The organism is Phycisphaerales bacterium, assembly GCA_016699835.1.
GTDB lineage: Bacteria > Planctomycetota > Phycisphaerae > Phycisphaerales > UBA1924.
Genome location: CP064987.1, coordinates 650,556 through 670,897, shown reverse-complemented (window position 1 = coordinate 670,897; position 20,342 = coordinate 650,556). Strand labels below are relative to the sequence as shown.

Below are 20,342 nucleotides of genomic sequence, written 5' to 3'. Positions count from 1 at the left end.
CCGCCGCTTACGGCGTGGTGGGTGCGGGTTGAGGCGCAAGACCCGAGTTCGGCGGGTACACCGGCTCCGCGTTGGGCAACTCCTCGGGCGCCCGCGTGACGCTCAGCGCCTTGAGCACGTCGTCGGTGAGATCGAGGGCCTTGGGCCAGCGGACGACGGTCCGCGCCAGGACCTCCTGCCCCACGCCGTTGGAGTCCATCGAGCGGAACTTCGTCGTGTCGAGGCGCGAGGTCATCACGAAGGCGATCCCGCGATCCTCGGCGAGGGTGTTGATCGCGCCGACGGCGAGGGCGTACGCCTCCTTGATCTGGTTCGTCTGGAAGTCCTCGAGGGCCTGGGCCTCCTTGTTGGCGGCGGTGCGCTTGTCGTTGTAGTCCTTGGCCATCGCGTCGTACTCGGGGGAACCCTGCGTGATGGGCGGGGTGGCGTTCTGGGCGCGCTGCTCGATCTCCTGCATCTGGACCTGCAGCGCCGTGATGACATCGCCCGCGGCCTTGCTCCGCGCGTCGCGCGCGGTCTGGTAGGGCGTGCTCAGGACGATCGCCTCGACGACGGCCAGCGTGTCCACGACGGCCATGGACGACTCGGCCTGGGCCGTGATCGTGGCCCTCGGCGCCAGCCCCAGCATCGACGCCCCCACCAGAAGTCCACCAAGCCCCACGCCAACACCGGCGGCGGCAAGAACGAGCGTGCGAGCACAGTGACGAGAAGCCATGGCGGTCCTTTCGATGGTGGAAAGCGGGAAACACACGAGGAAAACCCAGTTCGCGGCCCGATCGTAGTGGCTCGAATCCAACCACACGAGGAACACACGCTCGCGGACATCACACGCAACGTTCGGCCTACGCTCGGCTATGTCGGACACGACTTACCCCCCACAATCCTCTTCCCCCGCCCCCGCCCCCCCAGACACGCGCACCATCGCCGGCCTTCCCAATCTCCGCCTCTTCGATCACCCGCTCATCCAGCACAAACTCACGCAGATCCGCGACGAGCGCACCGGCTACCAGTCCTTCCGCGCCCTGCTCGCCGAGATCGCCGGCCTCATGGTCTTCGAGGCGACGCGAAACTTCCCGACACAGGACATCACCGTGCAGACGCCGATGGAGCCGACCGTCGGCAAGGTCTTGAAAGGCACCATCACCGTCGTCCCCGTCCTGCGCTCGGGGCTTGGCATGGCCGAGGGCGTCCTCGGCGTCATGCCCGAGGCCCGCGTGGGGCACCTCGGCCTCGCGCGCGATGAAGAGACCCTCCGCCCCAAGACCTACTTGCGCAAACTCCCGCGCGCCCTCGGCGACGGCCCCGTCGTCCTCGTCGATCCCATGCTCGCCACCGGCGGGAGCGCGAGCGCCGCGATCGCGATGCTGAAGGAGGCCGGCGCGAGCGACCTGCGCCTGCTGTGCCTCGTCGCGGCGCGCGAGGGCGTGAAGCGCCTGCTCGATGACCACCCGGACGTCGTGGTGTACGCCGCCGCCCTGGACCGCGAACTCAACGCCCGCGGCTTCATCATCCCGGGCCTGGGCGACGCGGGCGACCGGATGTACGGAACCACCTAGCGGCCATTTCCTTCGGAAAGGGGCGGTGAGGCACTCCGGCCTTCGGCCGGGGGGGGTGGGAGGGGGGTGGGAGGGGGGTGGGGGGCGTCCACGGGTTCCGCGAGGGCCCAGAGCGGCCTCGCTCCACCCGTGGCTACAGCCCGTCGCCCCGTTGGGGCGAGAGAGGCCCATATCGGTGAGACGGGTGACCCCATGTTTCCGCGTCACGATCGCGCGCCGTGCCTTTGGTGGCACCGCTCTCCAGAGCGGTGATGGAGCCGCCCGACTCAGACGAACGCTCCGTCCAGCCGAGGACGCGCACCGTTGGCCGGTCGTCATGACCACTCGAGCGGGCGCTATGGCGGATCGTCGCGCAAAGGACACCGCTCTGGAGAGCGGTGCCACCGGGGGATAGACAGACAACACGCTAAAAGAGAGCGGTGCCACCGGGGGATGGGACGCCATTTTTCCTGCGCTCGCCCGTGGGTTGGCGGCGGGTGGGGTTTGGCGGGCGGAGGTGTGGGTGATTCCGGCGGCGGCCGGATGTGGCACGGCGCGTGTCCGGTCGCGTCGGGCAGCCGCCGCGCGCGGGCGGGCGGTTGGACGATCGGGTCCGGCGGTTGTCCGTCGGCGGGCGGGCGCACGGAGCGGAGCGCTCGGGCAATGTTTCGGAGCGCCGCAGACCTGGAGCGGAGCGCTCGGTCGACCGAGCGGAGCGCTCGGTCGATGGAGCGGAGCGCTCGGCCAACCGAGCGGAGCGATTGAGGGCCAGTTCGGAGCGCTTGAGGACCAGTTCGAAGCGTTTGAAAGCCCGCGTGGGGCGTCGCAGGGACGGATTGACGCGCAGGATTGGCCGGATGCTGCGGCACCGAAGCCTTATGTATGGTGCACAGGACGCGGCGGAGTGACGGGATTGATGGATTGGGCGTTCGTGGGCCCGGGACAACTGATTTCTCGGTCCTTCCGATAAAGATGCCGGGTTGGGCGGCCGATCCTTCCTTCTACCATGGCACGAACCCTCCCCAAGACGATCAACGGTCTCATCTCCTTCGCGAAGGTCCACAGCGAGACGTTCACACAGCATGCCGGCGCGATCGGGCTCAGCCCCGAGCAGGCCGCCCGCGTCGCCGACGCGACGGCGGAACTCATCGCCAAGCGCAACGAGCAGTACGCCGCGATGGAGACCTATCGCGCCGCGACCAACGCCATGGAGTCGGCGCGGCAGGACCTCGCCGACATCCTCGGCGCGACGATCTTCATGATCCGCGCCCACGCGACGCTCACCGGCGACGGCGAGATTCTCACCACCGCGCAGATCCCCGGGCGACTCCCGGCCCGCCGCAGCGCGGGCGCGCCCAACGCCGCGCACTCGCTCTCGGCCCGCCTCCACGCCGCGACCGGCGCGATCACGATTTCCTGGAAGTCACGCCAGCCGCGCGGCGTGCGGAGCGTGACGTGGATCGTCGAGCGCCGCGTGCAGGGTGAACTCGGCTGGAGCGAGTGGGACATCCTCGGCCTGGGCGGGAATCGTGGGGGCAGGTCGTACACCGACGCGACCGTGCCGCAGGGGACGCGCGTCGCGCAGTATCGCGTGACGGCCCGCACGGGCGGAGAGCAGGGGCCAGAGTCGAGCGTGCTGGCGGTGAATCTCGGATCGACGGTGGACGGCCACGGTCTGTTCCCCGCCGGCGACGGCCAGCGGGGTGGGGGGGCGTATCAGGTGCTCGCGGTGGCGTGAGGGTGGTGGGGGGAGTGGTGGGGGAGGGTGGGGGAGGGTGGGGGGGGAGTCCATGACCTCCGAGCCATTCGGGCTATAGTCGCTTCCCATAGGGCGCATAGCTCAGTTGGCTAGAGCGCGGCTGTCACATAGCCGAGGTCACAGGTTCGAGCCCTGTTGCGCCCATTCCCAGTGATGACGTGAGAGAAGTCCGAACCCGCCTCGAGAGAGGCGGCCGCTGTGGGCTGGGCGGACGGGGGCCATCGGCATTCGGCATTCGTGAATCGTGGTTCGGCATTCGTGATTCGGGTGTCGGGCACCGCTGTGTGCTCGGCACCAATCGCCGGTCTGCGATCTTCGTCACCTGCTCACCTGCTCACCTCGTCACCCCCCCGCCCCCCCGCCCCCCCGCAACCCCCCCGCGTCCTCCCCGTACACTCCACGTTGATCCCAACCTTCGCTCGAGTCGAGCCCCATCCCACCACAAGGACCCCCCCCCGTGGCCGAGTTCAAACTCACTCCCATCCGCGGGCAGACCAAGCCGATCGACCTCGTGTCGAGCGTCAGCATCGGGCGCGGCACGGACAACACGATCCCGCTCCTCGACGAGGTCGCCAGCCGACAGCACTGCACGGTCAGCCCGTCGTCGGAAGGGTGGATCGTCGAGGATCTCGGCTCGCGCAACGGCACGCGCGTCAACGAGGTGAAGATCCAGCGGGCCATCCTCAGGCCCGGCGACGTCCTCCGCGTCGGGAAGCACGAGTGGATCTTCGAGCGCGAGCGTCCGCTTCCCGGCGTCGAAAGCCTCTCGACCGATCTCCCCTCGATGTCGTTCCACGTCGACGACGCCCTCCCCGAGGCGGAGGAACTCTCGGCGTCGCTCAGCGGCGTGAACTGGCTGCTGGATCTGGGCGCGCTCGTCGAGAACGTCCCGCCCAAGGGGATGCCCACGGAGGAGGTCAGCGTCATCGACAGCGCCGGGCGCCCGACGGACGTCCTCGCGGGGAAGGCCGACGGCCCGAACGCGGTGCGGCTGCTCCTGCAACTCGCGTCGAAGGGTCGCGCGACCGACATCCACGTCGAGCCCAGGCACGACCTGTACCACATCCGCATGCGCGTCGATGGGGACATGGTCCCGATCCAGGACGTCCCCAAGCGCGTGGGCGAGTTGTCATACGGGCTCATCAAGAACGCGTGCAACATGCCCATCGTGGGGCGCGACGCCGTGCAGGAGGGGCACTTCTCCGCCGTCTTCCCCGACCGGCGCGTGGAGTATCGCGTCTCGTTCACGCCCAGCGTGCACGGACAGAAACTCGTGGTGCGCGTCCTCGACGAGCGCGGCGTCCCGCAGTCCATCGCCGAGATCGGGATGCAGTCGTACATGGTCGATCGCATCAAGAGGACGTGCGAGCAGGACGCGGGGCTCTTGCTCGTGTGCGGGCCGACGGGGAGCGGCAAGACCACGACGCTCTACAACTGCCTCCGCGTCATCGACCGCACGGCACGCAACGTCGTCACCATCGAGGACCCCGTCGAGTACCAACTCGATGGCGTGACGCAGATCCCCATCGACGAGAATCGCGGCAACACCTTCGGGAGCCTCCTGCGATCGGTCCTGCGTCAGGACCCCGACGTGATCCTCGTCGGCGAGATCCGCGACGAGGAGACGGCCCGCACGGCGATGCAGGCCGCGATGACCGGGCACGTCGTCTTCAGCACGATCCACGCGAAGGACTCGATCTCGGCGGTTTTCCGGCTGCTGGACCTGCGCGTGGAGCCGTATCTCGTCGCCAACGCGTTGGATCTCGTGCTGGCGCAGCGGCTGGTGCGCGTGCTGTGCGACAACTGCAAGCGGCTGATCCCGGTGACGCCGGGGCAGGCGACGCGGATGGGCCGGTATTTGCAGGGGAAAACCGAGGTTTTCGTCCCCACGGGATGCCTGCGATGCCTCCGCACGGGCTATGTCGGAAGGCGGGCGCTCTTCGAGTTGCTCGACTTCACCGACGAACTCCGCGACATCGTCCTCTCCACGCCCTCGATCGCGGCGATGAAGAAGACCATCGAGACCGGCCTCTTCACGACGCTGGTGCAGTCGGGGTGGAGGCTCGTGGCCGAGGGCACGTCAAGCCTCGAAGAGGTCGACCGCGTGACGGCGGCGGCGCGGTGAAGTACGCACCCCGCAGGGGTGCAAGGCAGTAGCCGGGGGCAACGCCCCCGGACACAACCCCACGACACGCCGCACGATCCCGCAGGGATCGAACACGCGACGAAGTGTGAGGTGTGGCCGAGGGACGCATCCGACCGAAACGCATCGTGGTTACCATTCCAACATCGGTCCCACGGATGCCTACCAGTCCCGACCCAGCCGCAGACTTTCGACCCGGTGAGATCAATCACCCGGACGTGGCGTTCAAGGAACTCCTGAAGCGATCGGCGGCGATCCTGCGGGCTCATGGGTTCAAGGGATCCGGTCAGAACTACACCCGTGACTGCGGCGAAGTCTGGCAGGTCGTCAACTTTCAGAAGAGCATGTGGAGCGTCCAACGCGATCACCTGCTCTCGTTCTACATCAACCTCAGCGCGTATCTCCCCTTTGACCCTGCACGGCCTGCCTCCGAGGACGACGATGGAACCAAGCCGTGGTACCACATTCCCAAAGCGTCCAAACTCCGAGCGTCATACGGCGATGTCCGCTTCCGTTCCGGCGAACTCCACCCCGACGACCGCGACGGATTCGATCTCGGCGATGACAATTTCGACGCGGTGTGGCGTGCGCTTGAGCATCGCTGGTACAAGGTGTTCGTGCCCGTGCTCGATGCGATTCGCACGCGCAACGATCTTGTACGCTTGACGCACTTGCAGCCGTGGATGGTGGATCGGAACTGCCGTGCGAAACTCGGCGACGAGGCACCGCCGCGGTGGGAGTCGAACGAGGAACGCGCGAAACGGCTGCAATCGGAGTTCTACGAGTATCTCCAGTCACGTGGCGCGCGATACGGTGAAGACGACCCAGTGACGCCGCCTCCGCCAAGGCTGCCGCCACCGCCATATCGCACTTCGATGTATTAGATAGGATCGCGAGCCGCAAGATACTTCGACGAGGGCACGCCAATCGTGAAGAAGTGTATCGAGCCACGGCTGCGGTGCGGTGAGGAAGACACCCCGAAGGGGTGCAAGCCAGTAGTCGGGGGCAACGCCCCCGGACACAACCCCACGACACGACGCACGATCCCGCAGGGATCGAACCAGGAGCAACGCAATGGTCGCAAAGGGCAAGGCGTGACGCGCGACAATCGTGTGCCATCCCGATGGGATGGTCGTGTTCACTCATTCCACGCGACCGGGGCGTTGCCCCCGGCTACTTCATTCAAGCCCTGCGGGCTTGGAGACATGTGCCGCACGTCACCGCGCCGGGCACCCTCGGTCCTAACCGCCCACCGCAGGTGAGACCGACTGGTGGCACCCGGTGAGATTCAACTGCTCGCAAACTTCGCAAAGGCACCCTCGACGAACGGTACCTCGTGTTGTTCGAGCAGCCTTCGCATGGTCGCACAGATTCTTTCCCATTGGATCGTCGTGAATCCGTCGTCCCGGAGGAGAAACTCGCCGTGATCGTGACGAACGCGCCATCGGAGCCCGCCGGAATACTCGTGACGCGCCATGGTCACTTCGTCCCACGCGATCCACTCCTCGCCCGTGCGATACACAAGTCCAATGCCCTCGTCGGAGAGTTGGGCGACAACGGGTGCCGTCCGGCGGAACCTCCACAGATAGAAACAATCGAGCAGGAGCGTCAGACCTATGGCGACCACGACCACGAGCGGCATCCTGGACCAGCCATACCTGAAGTAACCTGCAACGCAACAAATCAAGACAAGGACTATCGAAATGGGCCACGTCTCATTGACATACACACGGAATTTGGGCCGGAACTCATGGACCAAGGCGACATCTCCCAATGGTCATTGAAATCGATCAGGGAAACACGCCCGAGGCGTTAGTACACCTCCAAGAACACCCGACGCGTCGGCTTCACCGCCTTGTGCACCATCGCCCGCGTCCACGTTCCCGGCGAGCCGGCCGTGGCGTCGACGAAGACGTATTGCGCCGCCGCCTCATCCGGCAGGCTCGTCGCCAACGACCGCAGCACGCCCAACTCCATCCCCGCGATCCCGCAGACATATACCAGCGTCCGAGGGGCTCGCAAAATCTCCTGCAGCCCGGGGTGCGACGACAGGCGCGCGTCGACGTACATCGGCCCGAGCGACGACCCGTCCACCTGGGCCTGGCGGCTCAGGACCGGCACGTACAGAAACTCCGGGTGCGACGCCGCCAAGGCCATCAACTCGTCGTGGTACAAGAGATCCGGCGCGTACGGCACGCCCATCACCAGCGCCACCTTCGACCCGTGGGCCCGCCGCGTCGGGTGCGACAGCAACTCGTGCAGCATCCCGCGGAACGGCGCGATCCCCGTCCCCGTCGCGACGAACACATAGTCGTGGGCCGACGGGTCCGCGGGGAGCACGAACCGCTTCCCGCTGGGGCCTGTGACGCGAACCGTGTCCCCGGGCGAGAGGTCGCACAAGTAGTTCGACGCCACGCCCACGAATAGTTTTTTGGTCTCGTGGTGCTCGTCGAGCAGTCGCTTCACGGTCGTCGCGAGGTGGTTGGGGTTGCCGCCCTCGCCGAAGGAGGCCGACGAGATCGAGTAGAGGCGCAACTTGTGGGGCTGGCCCAGCGTCGTCTCGCCGGGCGGGAGGACGCCGAACGACTGGCCCGCGATGAAGTTCCCCGGGAGTTTCGAGTTGGAGACGTCGAGCACGACGTGCCGCACGAACCCCGTCGCCTTGGGGCCCTTGGTGCACAGGCGATTCTCGACGACCACCGCCGTCGCCGCCGAAGCGGGAAGGTGCAGGTGCATCACCGCCTCGGCCAGCACCGGCCCGGCGCCCGCCGACTCTCCGCTCGATTCCGTTCGCGCCATCAAACCCTCGCCTTGGGTACCCCCACGATCCGCGTGGGGCGAGTGTGCACATTGCCACGCTACACGAAAGAGCGTGATGCCTGCAGCCATGACACTACTACAGGCCGCACGCTTGGAGGCCGACCCGTGATCCCTAGTTCCCGCCGCCCATCCCCGGCGACATGCCACCCATGCCGCCCATCACCCCCTGCATCTTCTGCCCGAGCGCCATGAGCAAGGACTGGGCGTCGGTGAGTTTTCCGTCCTCAACGTCCTTCGCCATGTCGCCGAAGGCCGTCGCGAGCGCGCCCAGCATCGGGGTCATCGCCTCCATCCCCTGGGCCGAGGGCAATCCCATCTTCCACTCGCCCCCATCCTTGAAGAACGGCGTCGTCGTCTGGTCCGAGGGGTCCGTCACCATCGCGTCGTTCCCGTTCACGAGGATCGACATCGACTGGGGGTCGAACTCCGCCAGGGACTTTGTGAAGTCCGTCGCGCCCAGCATCGCGCCCGCCGGCCCGGCGTTCTTCATGAGGTCCGTGAACGAAGTCCCGAGTTTCAACGTGCACGCCGCGTCCAGGCGACCCTGCGCCTCGACCAGCGAGCGGACGTTCCCGAGCAGCGTCCGCTCGGCGTCGGTCCTGGCGTTCAGCATCGCCAGCACCTCGGCCGATTTCCCCGCTTCCGCCAGCGACTTCAGACGCGAGAGCACCTCCCGGATCGCCCGCTCGTCGTCCGCGGTTCCGTTTGCCGGTGAGGGATCGCCGGGCGCCGCCGCGGACGCCGCGCCGGAATCCGCCGCATTCCCCGCCGCGCCCGAGGCCCTTCGTTCCAGCATGGCCGCCAGCGCGTCGAGTTTCTCCTTCGCCGGACCTTTCGCCGGGACGCTCGACACGGCCGCCCGCGCCGACTCGATCGCCTCGACGCTCGCGGCATACGCCGCCTCCGCCTGTGACCGCGCCTCGCGCGCCTTCGCTCCATACTCCGACTGGTTCGGGACCGCGGGCGCCGCCGCCGCCACGGCCTCCAGCAGCCTCGCGTAGTCGTTCGTGAGCGCCGCCGCCATCGCCTTCACGTCCGCCAGCGTCATGCGGCCCGAGGCCTGCACCAGTTTCCCCTGCAACGGCAGGGTCGAGGCCGCGCTCGACGCGTCCTTCATCGCCGAGTTCACCAGCCGCTCCGCCTCCGCGACCGACGACTCGAACGACTCGGTCATCGCCTTCCTCGCCCCCTCCACGAAAAAGTCAACCTGTTGCGAGTACTGGACGGCATTGTTCCTCGCCTCGCTCGCCGCCCGCTGGGCCGCCGAACGCTGTGCCTCGAGGTCCGCGGCGCTGTCGTTCAGGTTGGTCAGTCGATTCTGCGCCAGGTCCAACTCCAGCGTCGCGTTCTGCAACTTGGGCTGGAGCACGTCGGCCTGGGAGTTCAGCGTCGTCGCTGCCATCGCCTCGGCGTCCCCGCGCCGCTTGGCTTCCCGCGCCTGCTCGACGAGCGTCAGCCCGGACGAGGCCGACATCGTGCTCGCGTGCGACTGCAGATCCGCGGCCTGCGCGAAGTATCGTGTCGCCTCGTCCGTTTTCGCCCGCGCCTGCTGGCGGAGTGACTCGATCTGCCCCGACACATTCCGCTTCTCGTCGGTGAGCGTGCGGATGCGATTCTCGATCTCCCCCCGGCTCTGCTCCAACTCCGCGATCTGTGGCGCCGGATCGAACGCGCCCGTCACCGACGCCGCCGTGCTCCTCGTGATCCATGAGTTCAGGTTCAACCGCGCCGACGCCAGCGACGTGCGGACCTCTGCCGAGGCCTCGTGCACTTTCGCCACAGCCCGCTCGGCGACGCCCAGCCCCGACTGTGCCGCGAGCGACGCCGCAGCGGCGCCCGTCCCGCCGCCTTCCGCCACGATCGGGGCGAGATCGGTGATGGCTTTCTTATAGACCATCGCGCTGTGGTCTGCGCTTGCCGGGCCTGCCGACGCCGCCGCGTGAACGTTTCGCGCCGAGTCCTCGAACGTCCGCGCGTTCGCGTCTTCCTTCTTGCACCCGCCCGCCACCAGCAGCAGCGAGGCCGCCGTCAACAGGCCGGTTGTCATGGTCGTTCCACTCAGGCGTCGAGTCATGGTGATCCCATCAAGGTTGGGCCAACTTTGGCGGCGGTGGGGACAAAGCCAGTCGGCTCTGGACACGAACAAAGCGCGTCCACACCCTCGGCACGCCCATCGGCGCTGTCCCCATACGCCCCGCATCGGCGTGTGGTTGAGACTTTAGCCGATCGCCCCCGCCGACGCGAGCCAGCATGCCCATCCATTGGGGGCCTGTTGGGGATCTGATCTCTGCGAACCGGACAAAGGAACGGCCTATCTCGGCGTGCGATCCTCGTCCCCGTGCTCGGGCCGAGCCAACGGTGGCGTGTACTCCACCGGATACTTCGGTCTCGGTCGATACAGGGTGTTGATCCATTCCACCGCAGCCTTGAACTTGGGGTCGCGATCCGATTCAAAGACCGGCTTCCACGCCTGACGACCACGCAACTGCCCGATCTCCGGGTGCTTCCGCTTCGCGAGGGCCCGGGGCAAGCCATACTGGAGCAGCAGCGAGTTTGCCGGCTCCACGTAATCGATCAATGGGAGATCGTCGCTGGACTTGAAACGATCCAGAATCAGAAAGTTCGTGTACACCGCCGCGTCCGAGTTCGCCATGTTGCGGTTGAGGTACAACGCCCCCGCGTCCTCTCCGCCGTGGCAGCGCGACGTGGCGCAACTGTTCATCAACCACCCGCGATGCACCTCCTCGCGGAAGAGGCGGAACGGAAGAGGGTTCTCGATGACACGCACATCGCCATAGAACTCGCGCGCGCGCAGCCGAAACATCACTTCAAGGATCTCCACCGCGTCCTTCCTCAGGAACGCGTCGCGGCCCTCGGGCGTCTGCGGGATCAACTCGTTGCTCGAGTAGGTCTTCATCAACTCAACAACCGTCGAGCGATCGATCATCATGCGAGGCGGGCGACGCAGGTCCACCTCGTACACCCGCATCACGTTGACCTGTTCTGGCGAGAGCACCGGAAACTTCGGTTTCTCCGGCCGCCTCACCACGCGGTGGGGCTTCGACGTGTCCGTTCCGGGTTCGTCGTCGCGGGCCTTGGTCGCGTCGGCCAGCATTTTCTGCTGCTCGACCAGCGTCTTCATTTCCAGCGCCTCGGGATGCAGCGGGTCGATCCTCATCGCCTCGCTGATCTCCACGAGCGCGAGGTCATACCGCTCGTTCGCCCGCAGCCACTCCGCCAGTCGCAGCCGCGCCTCGATGTCACGCGGGTCGATCGCCGCCTTCAACCTCGCGTACTCCGACGACACGCTCGGGAGCGTCCGCAGTCGATCGACCAACCCGCGCTGGAACGGCGTGGCGATCCCGTTCACCTCGACGGTCACCGAGCGATCGTCCTGTCCGATCAATCGCCCCTCGACCAGGCGTCCATCACTGAGCACCAACTGCACCCGGACAGGCTCGTCGGTGGGGCTGAGATCGGCGGGTGTGGTCTTTTCCGGTGAGCCCGGTGCGGCGGTCGTGGGAGGTACGGGCGATTCAGAGCGAGGCGATGCCGGCGCGGTCAATGTTCCCGCGGCGCCAAGCCCGCCCGCCAGCGTCCACAGCCAGGTGAGTGGTTTCATCCATGAATTGTGGCAAGCCGGAGAAGGGAATCCACCCCTCCCGGTCGCCAGAAACCTGCTTGTGACACAGCCGCATCCCGCCCGGTGTTACGCCGCCGCCGATGCCTTCGCCATCGTCTCGTTGATCCGCTGGCTGAGCAGGTCCGGGGTGAAGGGCTTGACGACGTAGTTGTTCACGCCGGCCTTGATCGCCTCGATGACGCGGGCCTTCTCGGCCTCGGTCGTCACCATGATGATCGGCGTGGACTTGGAGATCTTGGCGCGATACGTCTTCACGAACGTCAGCCCGTCCATGTTGGGCATGTTCCAGTCCACGAGGAGCAGCTCGGGCTTGAACCCCTGCACTTTCGAGAGCGCGTCCACGCCGTCGCACGCCTCGATCACCTCGGTGTGTCCGAGTTGGGAGAGCACTGACTTCTGGATATTCCGCATCGTCTTGCTGTCATCGACCAGGAGGATTTTCATGTCGCGTCTCGTGTGGGATTCAAGGGGTGTGAGTCGTCTCAGGCCTTCGCGGTGGCGGTCTTTGATTCAGCCACGGTGCTGTCGTTGTTCTTGATCGCGACCTCGATCACGAAGTCGCCGCAATCGGTCATGCAGGGGATCACGATGCAGGGCACGCCGCTGGGTCGCGCGATGACGTGGTTTTTGCCCAGGACCACGCTGGGGCAGGAGATCGACGCCTTGCGACCATGGAACATGGCCTTGGCGCCTCCCGAGACCATATTCCCCAGTTCGCCGATTGCGTCTGCAAAGTCGGGGGATGTCGGATCGACTTTCATCCCGCAGAAGAGCGCCACGACATTCGTCGCCGTCTCCGTCGGGAAACTCAGGACCACCGACCCGACGACATCACCGGACAACCCGATGATGCCCGACACGTCGTGCTCGCCCGTGTTGGACGATTTGATGCGCGGCTCGCCGATGCTGACCTGCAACTGCATCATGGTCGAGAAGACGTTCTGGATACTCGCGATGAATGGTTTAATGACCGTCGGATCCATTGATACTTCTCCACGACTCAGGCGGCACGGACCGCGAGCGACTGCGACATCGCCATCAGTTGCGTCACGTCCACGATCAGGCTGACCCCGCCGTCGTCGCGAACCGTCGCGCCGGAGACGGGGCCTCCCTTGTGATCGACCACCGAATCCAGCGGCTTGACCACAATCTCCTGCTGACCGATCAATCGCGACACCGTCAGGCCGATCCGGCGATCGTTGAGCGCGAGCACCACGACGAACGGCGTTTTCGGACGGCTCCCGTCCGCTTCCATCGGCACGTTGAACGCGTCCACCGCGCTCAGCAGCGGCAGCACCCCGTCCCGCATCCTGATCACTGGGTGTTCCCCGATGCTCGAGATTGACGACGCCTCGGGCTTCACGATCTCCAGGATGTTGCCCAGCGGCACCGCGTAGATCTCGTTCGAGACAGCAACCATCATGGCGGGCATGATCGCCACCGTCAGCGGGATCGTGATCGTGAGCGTCGTCCCCTGTCCAGGCTCGCTTGCCAGGTCGATCGACCCCTTGATTTTCTCGATGTTGGTCCGGACGACGTCCATCCCCACGCCGCGCCCCGAGAGGTCGCTGACCTGCTCGGCCGTGGAAAATCCCGCGCCAAAGATGAACTTGTACACCTCGCGGTCTGGGAGCGAGGCGAGTTCCGCCTCGGTGCACAGCCCTCGCTCGATGGCCTTCTTGCCGATTCGATCACGGTGAAGCCCGCGCCCGTCGTCGAGGATCTGAAGGCGTACGTGCCCGCCCTCGTGCGAGGCGCGGATGGTGATCGTGCCTTCATCGCTCTTGCCAGCCTTCACACGATCCAGCGGCATCTCGATCCCGTGGTCGGCCGAGTTGCGAAGCAAGTGGATCAGGGGATCGCCGAGTTCTTCGATGACGGACTTGTCCACCTCGGTCTCGCCGCCCTCGATCACCAGGCGCATCTTCTTTCCGGTCTTCGACGCGAGGTCGCGGATAAGCCGTGGATATTTTCCAAAGAGTTTGTCGAGCGGCTGCATGCGCGTGCGCATCACCGCCATCTGGATGTCGCCCGTCACACGATCGAGGTTCCCCGACGCCAGCGAGATCGACTCGGCAAGTTCCGCGTCCTGCAGGGTCTCGCCAGCGAGGCGGCGCGAGAGCGACGATAGGCGATTTTTCTGCAGCACCAACTCGCCCACGAGATTCATCAGGGACTCGAGCCGCCCGACCTCGACGCGGATCGTGCTCTCCTGAATCACGATCTTTCGTTCCTCATCGGAACGGGCCGCCGTTGGGGCCACACTCGCGGCCTCTGGGGTCGAGGCCGACTCATCGATCGGGCCCGTCACCGACTCGTCTGCGATCTCATCGATCGTCTCGATTCCTGCGTTTGCATACGACGCCGGGTCGCACACACGCATCTCCTTGTCCTTCAGGCCACGGCACTGATGACGGAGGATCTCCGACATCAGCCTCGCGCGAGGCGTGTTCTCCTCGACTTCGTGCGTGGTTGCCATCGTCCGCCCCAGTTCGTTCAACTGGTACGCGACGTGTTGCATCGACTCGAAGTTGAAGAAATCGACGGCCTTGGCCAGGCCCAGCGCCAACTCTCCAAGGTGCTCGCCGCACTCGTCGGCCTTGCTTCTTGCCCCCAACTCGCTCACGAGCGTGTCGAGTTTCGTGAGCGTTTCCTCGATGTCCGCAACGAGATACTCCAAGAGGTCCGCCTTTCCCGAGTCCAACTCCAAAGGCGAGACGGACCAGGAAAGGTCGGCCGGGAGCTCCGATGTGATGCCGGAAACATCGCGAGTGCTTTCACCGGTGGTGGGGGAGGTGAGTTCAATCGTCGCGACCGCGACTTCGTCCGTTGTGCCGGCCTTGGACGATCTCGACTTCCTTTGCTTGAGGGCTGCCTTTGAGGGCGCCTTCGAAGCGGTCTTCGTCGCGGACTTTGATGTGGCCTTCGTGATCCCTACCTTGGCGCTCGACGTGGACTTCACGCCTGTCATGGATTTGGCGGCTGTGGTTGACTTTGCGGTCGTCGGCTTCGACGCCGAGATCGGCTTACCCTCGCCGATCCCAGCGAGGTCGGCGACGAGTTTGGCGGGCGGGATCTCGAGGGTCTGTTGTCCGCGCTGGATCTGACCCATCTGGCGTTTGATGAGGTCGACGGCCTGCAGTAGCCGATCCATGACGGGGCGATCAACAATGACGGTCCCGTTGCGAGCGGCGTTGAGCGCGCTCTCGGCGGCGTGGGCGATCGTGACCAGGTTCGTCAGCGCCAGGAACGATGCACTCCCCTTGATCGTGTGCAGCGCGCGGAAGACCTTGTTGAGGAGGTCGGTGTCCTGCGCGTGGTCCTCCAGTTCCACGAGGTCGGACTCGAGTTGCTCGAGCAACTCGCCCGATTCGGTGAGGAAGTCCTGCAGAATCTCGGGATCAAAGCCGTTGGTGGACACGAGTCTTTCCTTCTGGTGAGTCGATCAGGCGGCGGCCGAGCCGGCGCGCGTCCCCTTGGTTTTTCGGTAGCAGAATCCCTGCGGGATCTGCAACGCCTCGAAGGGCGCTTCCCCGGGCCGGATCGTCTCCGAGTGCCCGATGAAGAGTGTCCCGTCGTCGGCCAACTGATCCGCGAACGTCTTGAAGACCTGCCCCTTCATCGCGTCGTCGAAATAGATCAGCACGTTGCGGCAGAAAATCACGTCCCACGTCCCGTACCGACGGGCCGCGAACCGGTCCTTCAGGTTGTGCAGGTCGAACGAGACCATCTGCTTGATCAACGGGTCGATCGTCCACTGGCTCCCCTGCTGGCGGAAGTACCGCTGCTTCACGAGCGTGGGCGTCGAGCGCACCGAGTAGTCGTGGAAGACTCCCGAGTTCGCTGTCTCCAGCGCCTTCTCCGAGATGTCCGTCCCCAGGATCTCGATCCGCCAGTCACTCAGGCGCGCCCCGAGCGAGCGGTGCAGCATGATCGCGATCGTGTACGGCTCGTCGCCTGTCGAGCAGGCCGCCGACCAGATCCGCAGCCGCTTGGTCCCTCGGCGTGCGTCGAGGATCTCAGGGAGGACCTTCTTCTCGAAGACGTCCAACTGCGGCTCGTTGCGGAAGAACGACGTCTCGTTGATGGTGATGCGGTTGAACATCTCCTGGAACTCGTCGTTCTGGTACGGCCCGATCGAGAGGAACGCGATGTAGTCGCTGAACGACTCCATCTCCAACTCGTGCAGTCGGTGCGAGAGACGTGATTCCAGAATGTACTTCTTCGTGTCGGGGAAGTGGATCCCGGCACGGTCGTAGATGATCTTTCGCAGTTCGCCGAACTGCTTGTCATTCATGGAAATGGTGCCGGCGATCGACATGGACGTCTTCCTTGCTGCGGCCCATAGAACGCCGCGACTCTCGTGGGATCAGGCCGCGTTCGACATCTTGGTCATCGACGACTCGGGGAAGAGTTTCGAAAGGTTGAGCAGGATGATGAGGCGATCCTCCAACTTGCCCACGCCGTCGATGAACTCCGAGCGGAGCGAGCACACCATCGCCGGCGGCGGCTCGACGATGCTCTGGTCGATCCGGCGCACCTCGTGCACGCGGTCCACGATCAGGCCCACCATCTTGGAGTGGACCTCGACGACCACGATCCGCGACGACTCGCTGTGGGCCGCTTGCGGCAGGTTGAACGTCTTGCGAAGGTCCACCACCGGGATAATCTGACCGCGGAGGTTGATCACGCCCTCGACCTCGGGTGGGCTTTGGGGAACGCGGGTCAACTCCATCATCCGGTTGATCTCTTGCACCGACAGGATGTTGACGGCATACTCCTCGCCCGCCACGTCGAACGTCACCAACTGGAGTTCTACACCGACGGCGCCCTTGGTCGTGCCGGCGGTACCGTTGGTCTTCAGGCTCGTGCTCATGGTCGCTCCTGTCTTTGCTCAGCATTGCCCGTGCGATCACCACCAGGCCCAAGGCGTGGCGGACGGCACCGGATTGCATCGGCTGGTACAGGCCTCTCCTTGACGCGAAGTCCGTCGATATGCCCCTCAGCGCCGGCTCGAACGGCGTATCCCCCGACCGTCGCTCATTACGCCGCCGTCGATGCGCTCGAGATTCCACGGCCACGGATCGATCGCAAGGTCTGGATCAGGCCCACCGGGGGGAGCGCCGACGCCGACAACCCCGCCTCCGCCACCGCCCGCGGCATGCCATACACCACGCACGAGGCCTCGTCCTGCGTCAGAATGACCCCGCCTGCGCCGTGCAGCGCCTTCGCGCCCACAAGCCCGTCGTCACCCATTCCCGTGAGCACCACGCCGAGTGCGCGCGGGCCCATGGTCTGTGCCGCCGACGCGAGCAACTCGTTCACGCTCGGCTTGTAGAGCGCCGACGCCGGCTCAAGCGTCACCGAGGTCTGCCATGTTCCCGCACGAGACGCCGAAGGCCTCACGCGAAGGTGCATCCCGCCCGGGCACAGATACACCGTTCCACGTTCAACGGTCATCCCGTCTTCTGCGTGCACCACCTTGACCCTGCACAACTCGTTCAACCGCTCCGCCATGCTCGTCGTGAAGAGCCGAGGCATGTGCTGCGCGATGAAGACCGGACACGGAAACTCCGCCGGGAGTGCCGTGAGGATCAGTTCCAGCACCGGTGGCCCGCCCGTCGACGACCCGATGAACACGCCGTCGATCGACCGATCACCCAGGGCGACCGGCTTCGACGGGACTCGTATCGATGACTCGGCCTTCGTGTTCGTCTGCCGTCCGGGGCGCTTCGCGACGGCCTTGATCTTCGCGATCAACTCGGTGCGAACGTCCTCGACGCCGTTGATCAGGGCCGAGGGATCCTTCCCGATCACGTCCGCCGCCCCGAGCCGCATCGCCTTGAGCGCCGCGTGGCTTCCAGCGCTCGAGAGCGTGGAACAGACGATCACCGCCGGCTTGTGAGCCTGGGGATCGGCCTTGAGTTTCGAGAGCGCACCCAGCCCATCGAGGTTGGGCATCTCGATGTCCATGGTGACGACGTCGGGCTTGAGGGCCTCGATCTGCTTGAGCCCGTCCTCGCCGTCCCTGGCGGTGCCCACGACGCAAATCTCGGGATCGCTCGACGCGATCTGCGAGAGCATCTTCCGCATTACCACGGAGTCGTCAACGATGAGCACAGTGATCTGGTTTGGCGCTGGAGACATCCATTCGCCTATCGGCCAGATCCGAGCGCGAGTTCATCACGACTTGAGGCCAGGGCATCCGCCTTGGGGGCCGGGCTTTGCCGGGAAATCCAGAAATTTGGGTGTGCTGGCGAATCGGAATCGACCCGCGTCTCAGAAATGCCCAGGAGAGGACTTGAACCTCCATGCCCTTGCGGGCGCTACCACCTCAAGGTAGTGCGTCTGCCAATTTCGCCACCTGGGCTAGTTATCCATCGCGAGACCTTCCGGCCCCGGACGATGTGAAGGGAACAAATATAGCACCACAGGCCCAAACGTCGAGCCAAGGTCTGGGAACGACAGCCTAAACTCACAGACGGAGGGGTCGCCTCCGCAAGATCCAAAGGAGTGGACGTGGAAATGGCGTTGTCCGACGCGACGTGGTCGCAATACCTCTCGAAAGTCGCCCAGTCAGCCGAGGAGGCCGGGGTCTTTGCCGAGATCGCCTCGGAATCGGACCGCCTGGATTGCCAGGCCCGGTCGTCGGCCGCGCCTGCGTGGTATCGCTTGGAACGCGATGGGGGCGTGACCTGGGTGGCCTTGGTCACCCCGGACCGCTGGCTGAGCCAGTCCATCGAACAGGACCTCGTCCACACCGGCGACAAGCTGAACGAACTTCTGGAAGAGGAACTCGCCGAACTCGGGGCCAGTGACCGGGCCGGCACCATCCGCGTCGAGCACTTCCGGTCCGAGGACAAACTCTTCACCTTCCGCACGCCGCTCCGTGACTCGGCGACGCCCGAGGAATGCGCCCGATGGATGCTGGCGTATGAGGCCTGCTTCCGAAGGCTCGGGGACATGGAAGCGGGACAGGACGACTAACGAGCGCCACGGCGCGACGGAGCAAGGAATGCGCATCCTCATGCTGGGCTGGGAGTTTCCGCCATTCATCGCCGGAGGGCTGGGAGTGGCGTGCTATGGGCTGACCAAGGCCCTGGATCGCCATGGACACAAGATTCTGTTCATCCTTCCCAAGCCCGTCGATCGCGCCGGCAACGCCTCCCACGTCAAGATGCTCGGCTCCGACTCCCCCGCTCCCGCGGCCGGAACTACGCGCACCAATGTGATGGATGTCGAGGGGATGCCCCTCCACGGGTTCCAGAATGCCATATTCCGGGGTGTCCAGGCCTCATTCAGCCACTCGTACCCAGGCTTTGATCCCGCGAAGATCGCGGGCGTTGGGGCTACCGCGGGCATCGGTGGCGTGGACCTCAGTGCCATCCAGGCCAGCGACGAGACCGCGGCCTTGCTCGCCCAGAGTTTCGGTGGTGGGCTTGGCGGTGGATCGACTTCGGCCGGCCTCGCCGCCGGCGGACCCGGCGTTGGGTATGGGTCAGACCTCGTGGGCGATTCCGAGCGGTACGCCCGACTCGTCGTCGCCCTCGCGCGGGGCGAGTCGTTCGATGTCGTCCACGCCCACGACTGGCTGACCTTTCCCGCGGGGGTGGCCCTCTCCAGCCTCTCACGCAAGCCCCTCATTGTCCACGTCCACTCGACCGAGTTCGACCGCGCCGGGACCAACGTGAACCAGCGTGTGTATGAGATCGAGCGCGCCGGGATGCACCACGCCTCACGCGTCATCGCCGTCAGCCAGTTCACCAAGGCGATCTGCGTCCGACGCTACGGCGTCTCTCCCGCAAAGGTGGATGTCGTGTACAACGGCATCGAGCGCGACCACGTTCAGCCGCGCGAGGGCGATCGCATCGAGTCCGGGGATCGCATCGTGCTCTTTGTCGGTCGCATCACGATGCAGAAAGGGCCGGAGTACTTCATCGCCGCCGCCAAGCGCGTGCTGGAGAAAATGTCCAACGTCAAGTTCGTGCTCGCGGGGAGCGGCGACATGGCCGTCCGCATGATCGAACTCGCCGCGAGCATGGGCATCGGGCACAAGGTGCTCTTCACGGGGTTTCTCCGCGGGCGCGACGTTGATCGCGTGTACCAGATGGCCGACTGCTATGTCATGCCCAGCGTGAGCGAGCCGTTCGGGATCGCGGCCCTCGAGGCGATCAAGCACGACGTGCCCGTCATCCTCTCCAAGACCAGCGGCGCGAGCGAGGTCCTCACGCACGTCCTCAAGGTCGATTTCTGGGACATCGACGAGATGGCGAACAAGATCCTCGCCGTGCTGCGTCACCCGCCCCTGTCGCAGACGCTGCGCCAGCACGGCTCGTTCGAGTTGCACCGCCTGACGTGGGATGGGGCCGCCGAGCGGTGTGTCGCGTCATATTCCAAGGCGATGGGAACGACCGGACCGAGCGTGGCAGCGTCGTGATCCGT

The 20,342-nt window shown here is 65.6% G+C and carries 17 protein-coding genes and 2 tRNA genes; 7 read left to right on the top strand and 12 right to left on the bottom strand.

What is annotated here, in order from left to right; genetic code table 11:
* Positions 1-7: 7 nt before the first annotated feature.
* Positions 8-715: an OmpH family outer membrane protein gene (locus IPK69_02830; protein ID QQS09573.1), complete on the bottom strand. Its 708-nt coding sequence runs from the start codon at positions 713-715 to the stop codon at positions 8-10.
* Between the two features lie 139 nt (positions 716-854).
* On the opposite strand from IPK69_02830, the gene upp reads away from it, so the two are divergent.
* The 5 genes from upp to IPK69_02805 all read left to right on the top strand — a co-directional run bounded on the left by upp (position 855) and on the right by IPK69_02805 (position 6,321).
* Complete coding sequence (gene upp / locus IPK69_02825; GenBank protein ID QQS09572.1) at positions 855-1,556, top strand: uracil phosphoribosyltransferase; 702 nt, start codon at positions 855-857, stop codon at positions 1,554-1,556.
* 985 nt (positions 1,557-2,541) lie between these two features.
* Positions 2,542-3,273 carry a hypothetical protein gene (locus IPK69_02820; protein QQS09571.1) on the top strand — a complete coding sequence of 244 codons (732 nt, stop codon included), beginning with the start codon at positions 2,542-2,544 and terminating at the stop codon, positions 3,271-3,273.
* A 91-nt stretch (positions 3,274-3,364) separates the two neighbouring features.
* Positions 3,365-3,438, top strand: a tRNA-Val gene (locus IPK69_02815).
* 313 nt (positions 3,439-3,751) lie between these two features.
* Positions 3,752-5,419 carry a Flp pilus assembly complex ATPase component TadA gene (gene tadA, locus IPK69_02810; GenBank protein QQS09570.1) on the top strand — a complete coding sequence of 556 codons (1,668 nt, stop codon included), beginning with the start codon at positions 3,752-3,754 and terminating at the stop codon, positions 5,417-5,419.
* A gap of 176 nt (positions 5,420-5,595) precedes the next feature.
* Complete coding sequence (locus IPK69_02805; protein QQS09569.1) at positions 5,596-6,321, top strand: DUF4304 domain-containing protein; 726 nt, start codon at positions 5,596-5,598, stop codon at positions 6,319-6,321.
* A 404-nt stretch (positions 6,322-6,725) separates the two neighbouring features.
* Here IPK69_02805 and IPK69_02800 read toward each other — a convergent pair whose 3' ends face one another.
* The 11 genes from IPK69_02800 to IPK69_02750 all read right to left on the bottom strand — a co-directional run bounded on the left by IPK69_02800 (position 6,726) and on the right by IPK69_02750 (position 18,270).
* Positions 6,726-7,079: a hypothetical protein gene (locus tag IPK69_02800; protein ID QQS09568.1), complete on the bottom strand. Its 354-nt coding sequence runs from the start codon at positions 7,077-7,079 to the stop codon at positions 6,726-6,728.
* A 170-nt stretch (positions 7,080-7,249) separates the two neighbouring features.
* Complete coding sequence (locus IPK69_02795) at positions 7,250-8,236, bottom strand: hypothetical protein (GenBank protein ID QQS09567.1); 987 nt, start codon at positions 8,234-8,236, stop codon at positions 7,250-7,252.
* Between the two features lie 133 nt (positions 8,237-8,369).
* Positions 8,370-10,304: a hypothetical protein gene (locus IPK69_02790; GenBank protein ID QQS09566.1), complete on the bottom strand. Its 1,935-nt coding sequence runs from the start codon at positions 10,302-10,304 to the stop codon at positions 8,370-8,372.
* Positions 10,305-10,568: 264 nt separating this feature from the next.
* A complete protein-coding gene (locus IPK69_02785; GenBank protein ID QQS09565.1) occupies positions 10,569-11,879 on the bottom strand; it encodes a hypothetical protein in 1,311 nt (436 codons plus the stop codon).
* Between the two features lie 87 nt (positions 11,880-11,966).
* Positions 11,967-12,344, bottom strand: a complete 378-nt coding sequence (locus IPK69_02780; GenBank protein QQS09564.1) for a response regulator — start codon at positions 12,342-12,344, stop codon at positions 11,967-11,969.
* 38 nt (positions 12,345-12,382) lie between these two features.
* Positions 12,383-12,883 (bottom strand): chemotaxis protein CheX, encoded by a 501-nt coding sequence (locus IPK69_02775; GenBank protein ID QQS09563.1) that lies wholly within the window; start codon positions 12,881-12,883, stop codon positions 12,383-12,385.
* 17 nt (positions 12,884-12,900) lie between these two features.
* Positions 12,901-15,321: a chemotaxis protein CheA gene (locus tag IPK69_02770; GenBank protein QQS09562.1), complete on the bottom strand. Its 2,421-nt coding sequence runs from the start codon at positions 15,319-15,321 to the stop codon at positions 12,901-12,903.
* 24 nt (positions 15,322-15,345) lie between these two features.
* On the bottom strand, positions 15,346-16,221 hold the full coding sequence (locus IPK69_02765) for a protein-glutamate O-methyltransferase CheR (protein QQS09561.1): 876 nt from the start codon (positions 16,219-16,221) through the stop codon (positions 15,346-15,348).
* Between the two features lie 48 nt (positions 16,222-16,269).
* Positions 16,270-16,776, bottom strand: a complete 507-nt coding sequence (locus tag IPK69_02760; protein QQS09560.1) for a chemotaxis protein CheW — start codon at positions 16,774-16,776, stop codon at positions 16,270-16,272.
* A 167-nt stretch (positions 16,777-16,943) separates the two neighbouring features.
* Complete coding sequence (gene cheB, locus IPK69_02755; protein ID QQS09559.1) at positions 16,944-18,047, bottom strand: chemotaxis-specific protein-glutamate methyltransferase CheB; 1,104 nt, start codon at positions 18,045-18,047, stop codon at positions 16,944-16,946.
* 139 nt (positions 18,048-18,186) lie between these two features.
* Positions 18,187-18,270, bottom strand: a tRNA-Leu gene (locus IPK69_02750).
* A gap of 149 nt (positions 18,271-18,419) precedes the next feature.
* Here IPK69_02750 and IPK69_02745 point away from each other — a divergent pair.
* Positions 18,420-18,887: a hypothetical protein gene (locus IPK69_02745; protein QQS09558.1), complete on the top strand. Its 468-nt coding sequence runs from the start codon at positions 18,420-18,422 to the stop codon at positions 18,885-18,887.
* Between the two features lie 28 nt (positions 18,888-18,915).
* Positions 18,916-20,337 carry a glycosyltransferase gene (locus IPK69_02740; protein QQS09557.1) on the top strand — a complete coding sequence of 474 codons (1,422 nt, stop codon included), beginning with the start codon at positions 18,916-18,918 and terminating at the stop codon, positions 20,335-20,337.
* Positions 20,338-20,342 lie beyond the last annotated feature (5 nt).

Excerpts from the sequence above, each read along its gene's own strand:
- cheB (QQS09559.1), bottom strand. The coding sequence starts at position 18,047 with ATGTCTCCAGCGCCAAACCAGATCACTGTGCTCATCGTTGACGACTCC.
- IPK69_02795 (QQS09567.1), bottom strand. The coding sequence starts at position 8,236 with ATGGCGCGAACGGAATCGAGCGGAGAGTCGGCGGGCGCCGGGCCGGTG.
- IPK69_02820 (QQS09571.1), top strand. The coding sequence starts at position 2,542 with ATGGCACGAACCCTCCCCAAGACGATCAACGGTCTCATCTCCTTCGCG.
- IPK69_02760 (QQS09560.1), bottom strand. The coding sequence starts at position 16,776 with ATGAGCACGAGCCTGAAGACCAACGGTACCGCCGGCACGACCAAGGGC.
- IPK69_02800 (QQS09568.1), bottom strand. The coding sequence starts at position 7,079 with ATGCCGCTCGTGGTCGTGGTCGCCATAGGTCTGACGCTCCTGCTCGAT.
- IPK69_02740 (QQS09557.1), top strand. The coding sequence starts at position 18,916 with ATGCGCATCCTCATGCTGGGCTGGGAGTTTCCGCCATTCATCGCCGGA.
- IPK69_02785 (QQS09565.1), bottom strand. The coding sequence starts at position 11,879 with ATGAAACCACTCACCTGGCTGTGGACGCTGGCGGGCGGGCTTGGCGCC.
- IPK69_02790 (QQS09566.1), bottom strand. The coding sequence starts at position 10,304 with ATGACAACCGGCCTGTTGACGGCGGCCTCGCTGCTGCTGGTGGCGGGC.
- IPK69_02775 (QQS09563.1), bottom strand. The coding sequence starts at position 12,883 with ATGGATCCGACGGTCATTAAACCATTCATCGCGAGTATCCAGAACGTC.
- upp (QQS09572.1), top strand. The coding sequence starts at position 855 with ATGTCGGACACGACTTACCCCCCACAATCCTCTTCCCCCGCCCCCGCC.
- IPK69_02765 (QQS09561.1), bottom strand. The coding sequence starts at position 16,221 with ATGTCGATCGCCGGCACCATTTCCATGAATGACAAGCAGTTCGGCGAA.
- IPK69_02805 (QQS09569.1), top strand. The coding sequence starts at position 5,596 with ATGCCTACCAGTCCCGACCCAGCCGCAGACTTTCGACCCGGTGAGATC.
- IPK69_02830 (QQS09573.1), bottom strand. The coding sequence starts at position 715 with ATGGCTTCTCGTCACTGTGCTCGCACGCTCGTTCTTGCCGCCGCCGGT.
- IPK69_02780 (QQS09564.1), bottom strand. The coding sequence starts at position 12,344 with ATGAAAATCCTCCTGGTCGATGACAGCAAGACGATGCGGAATATCCAG.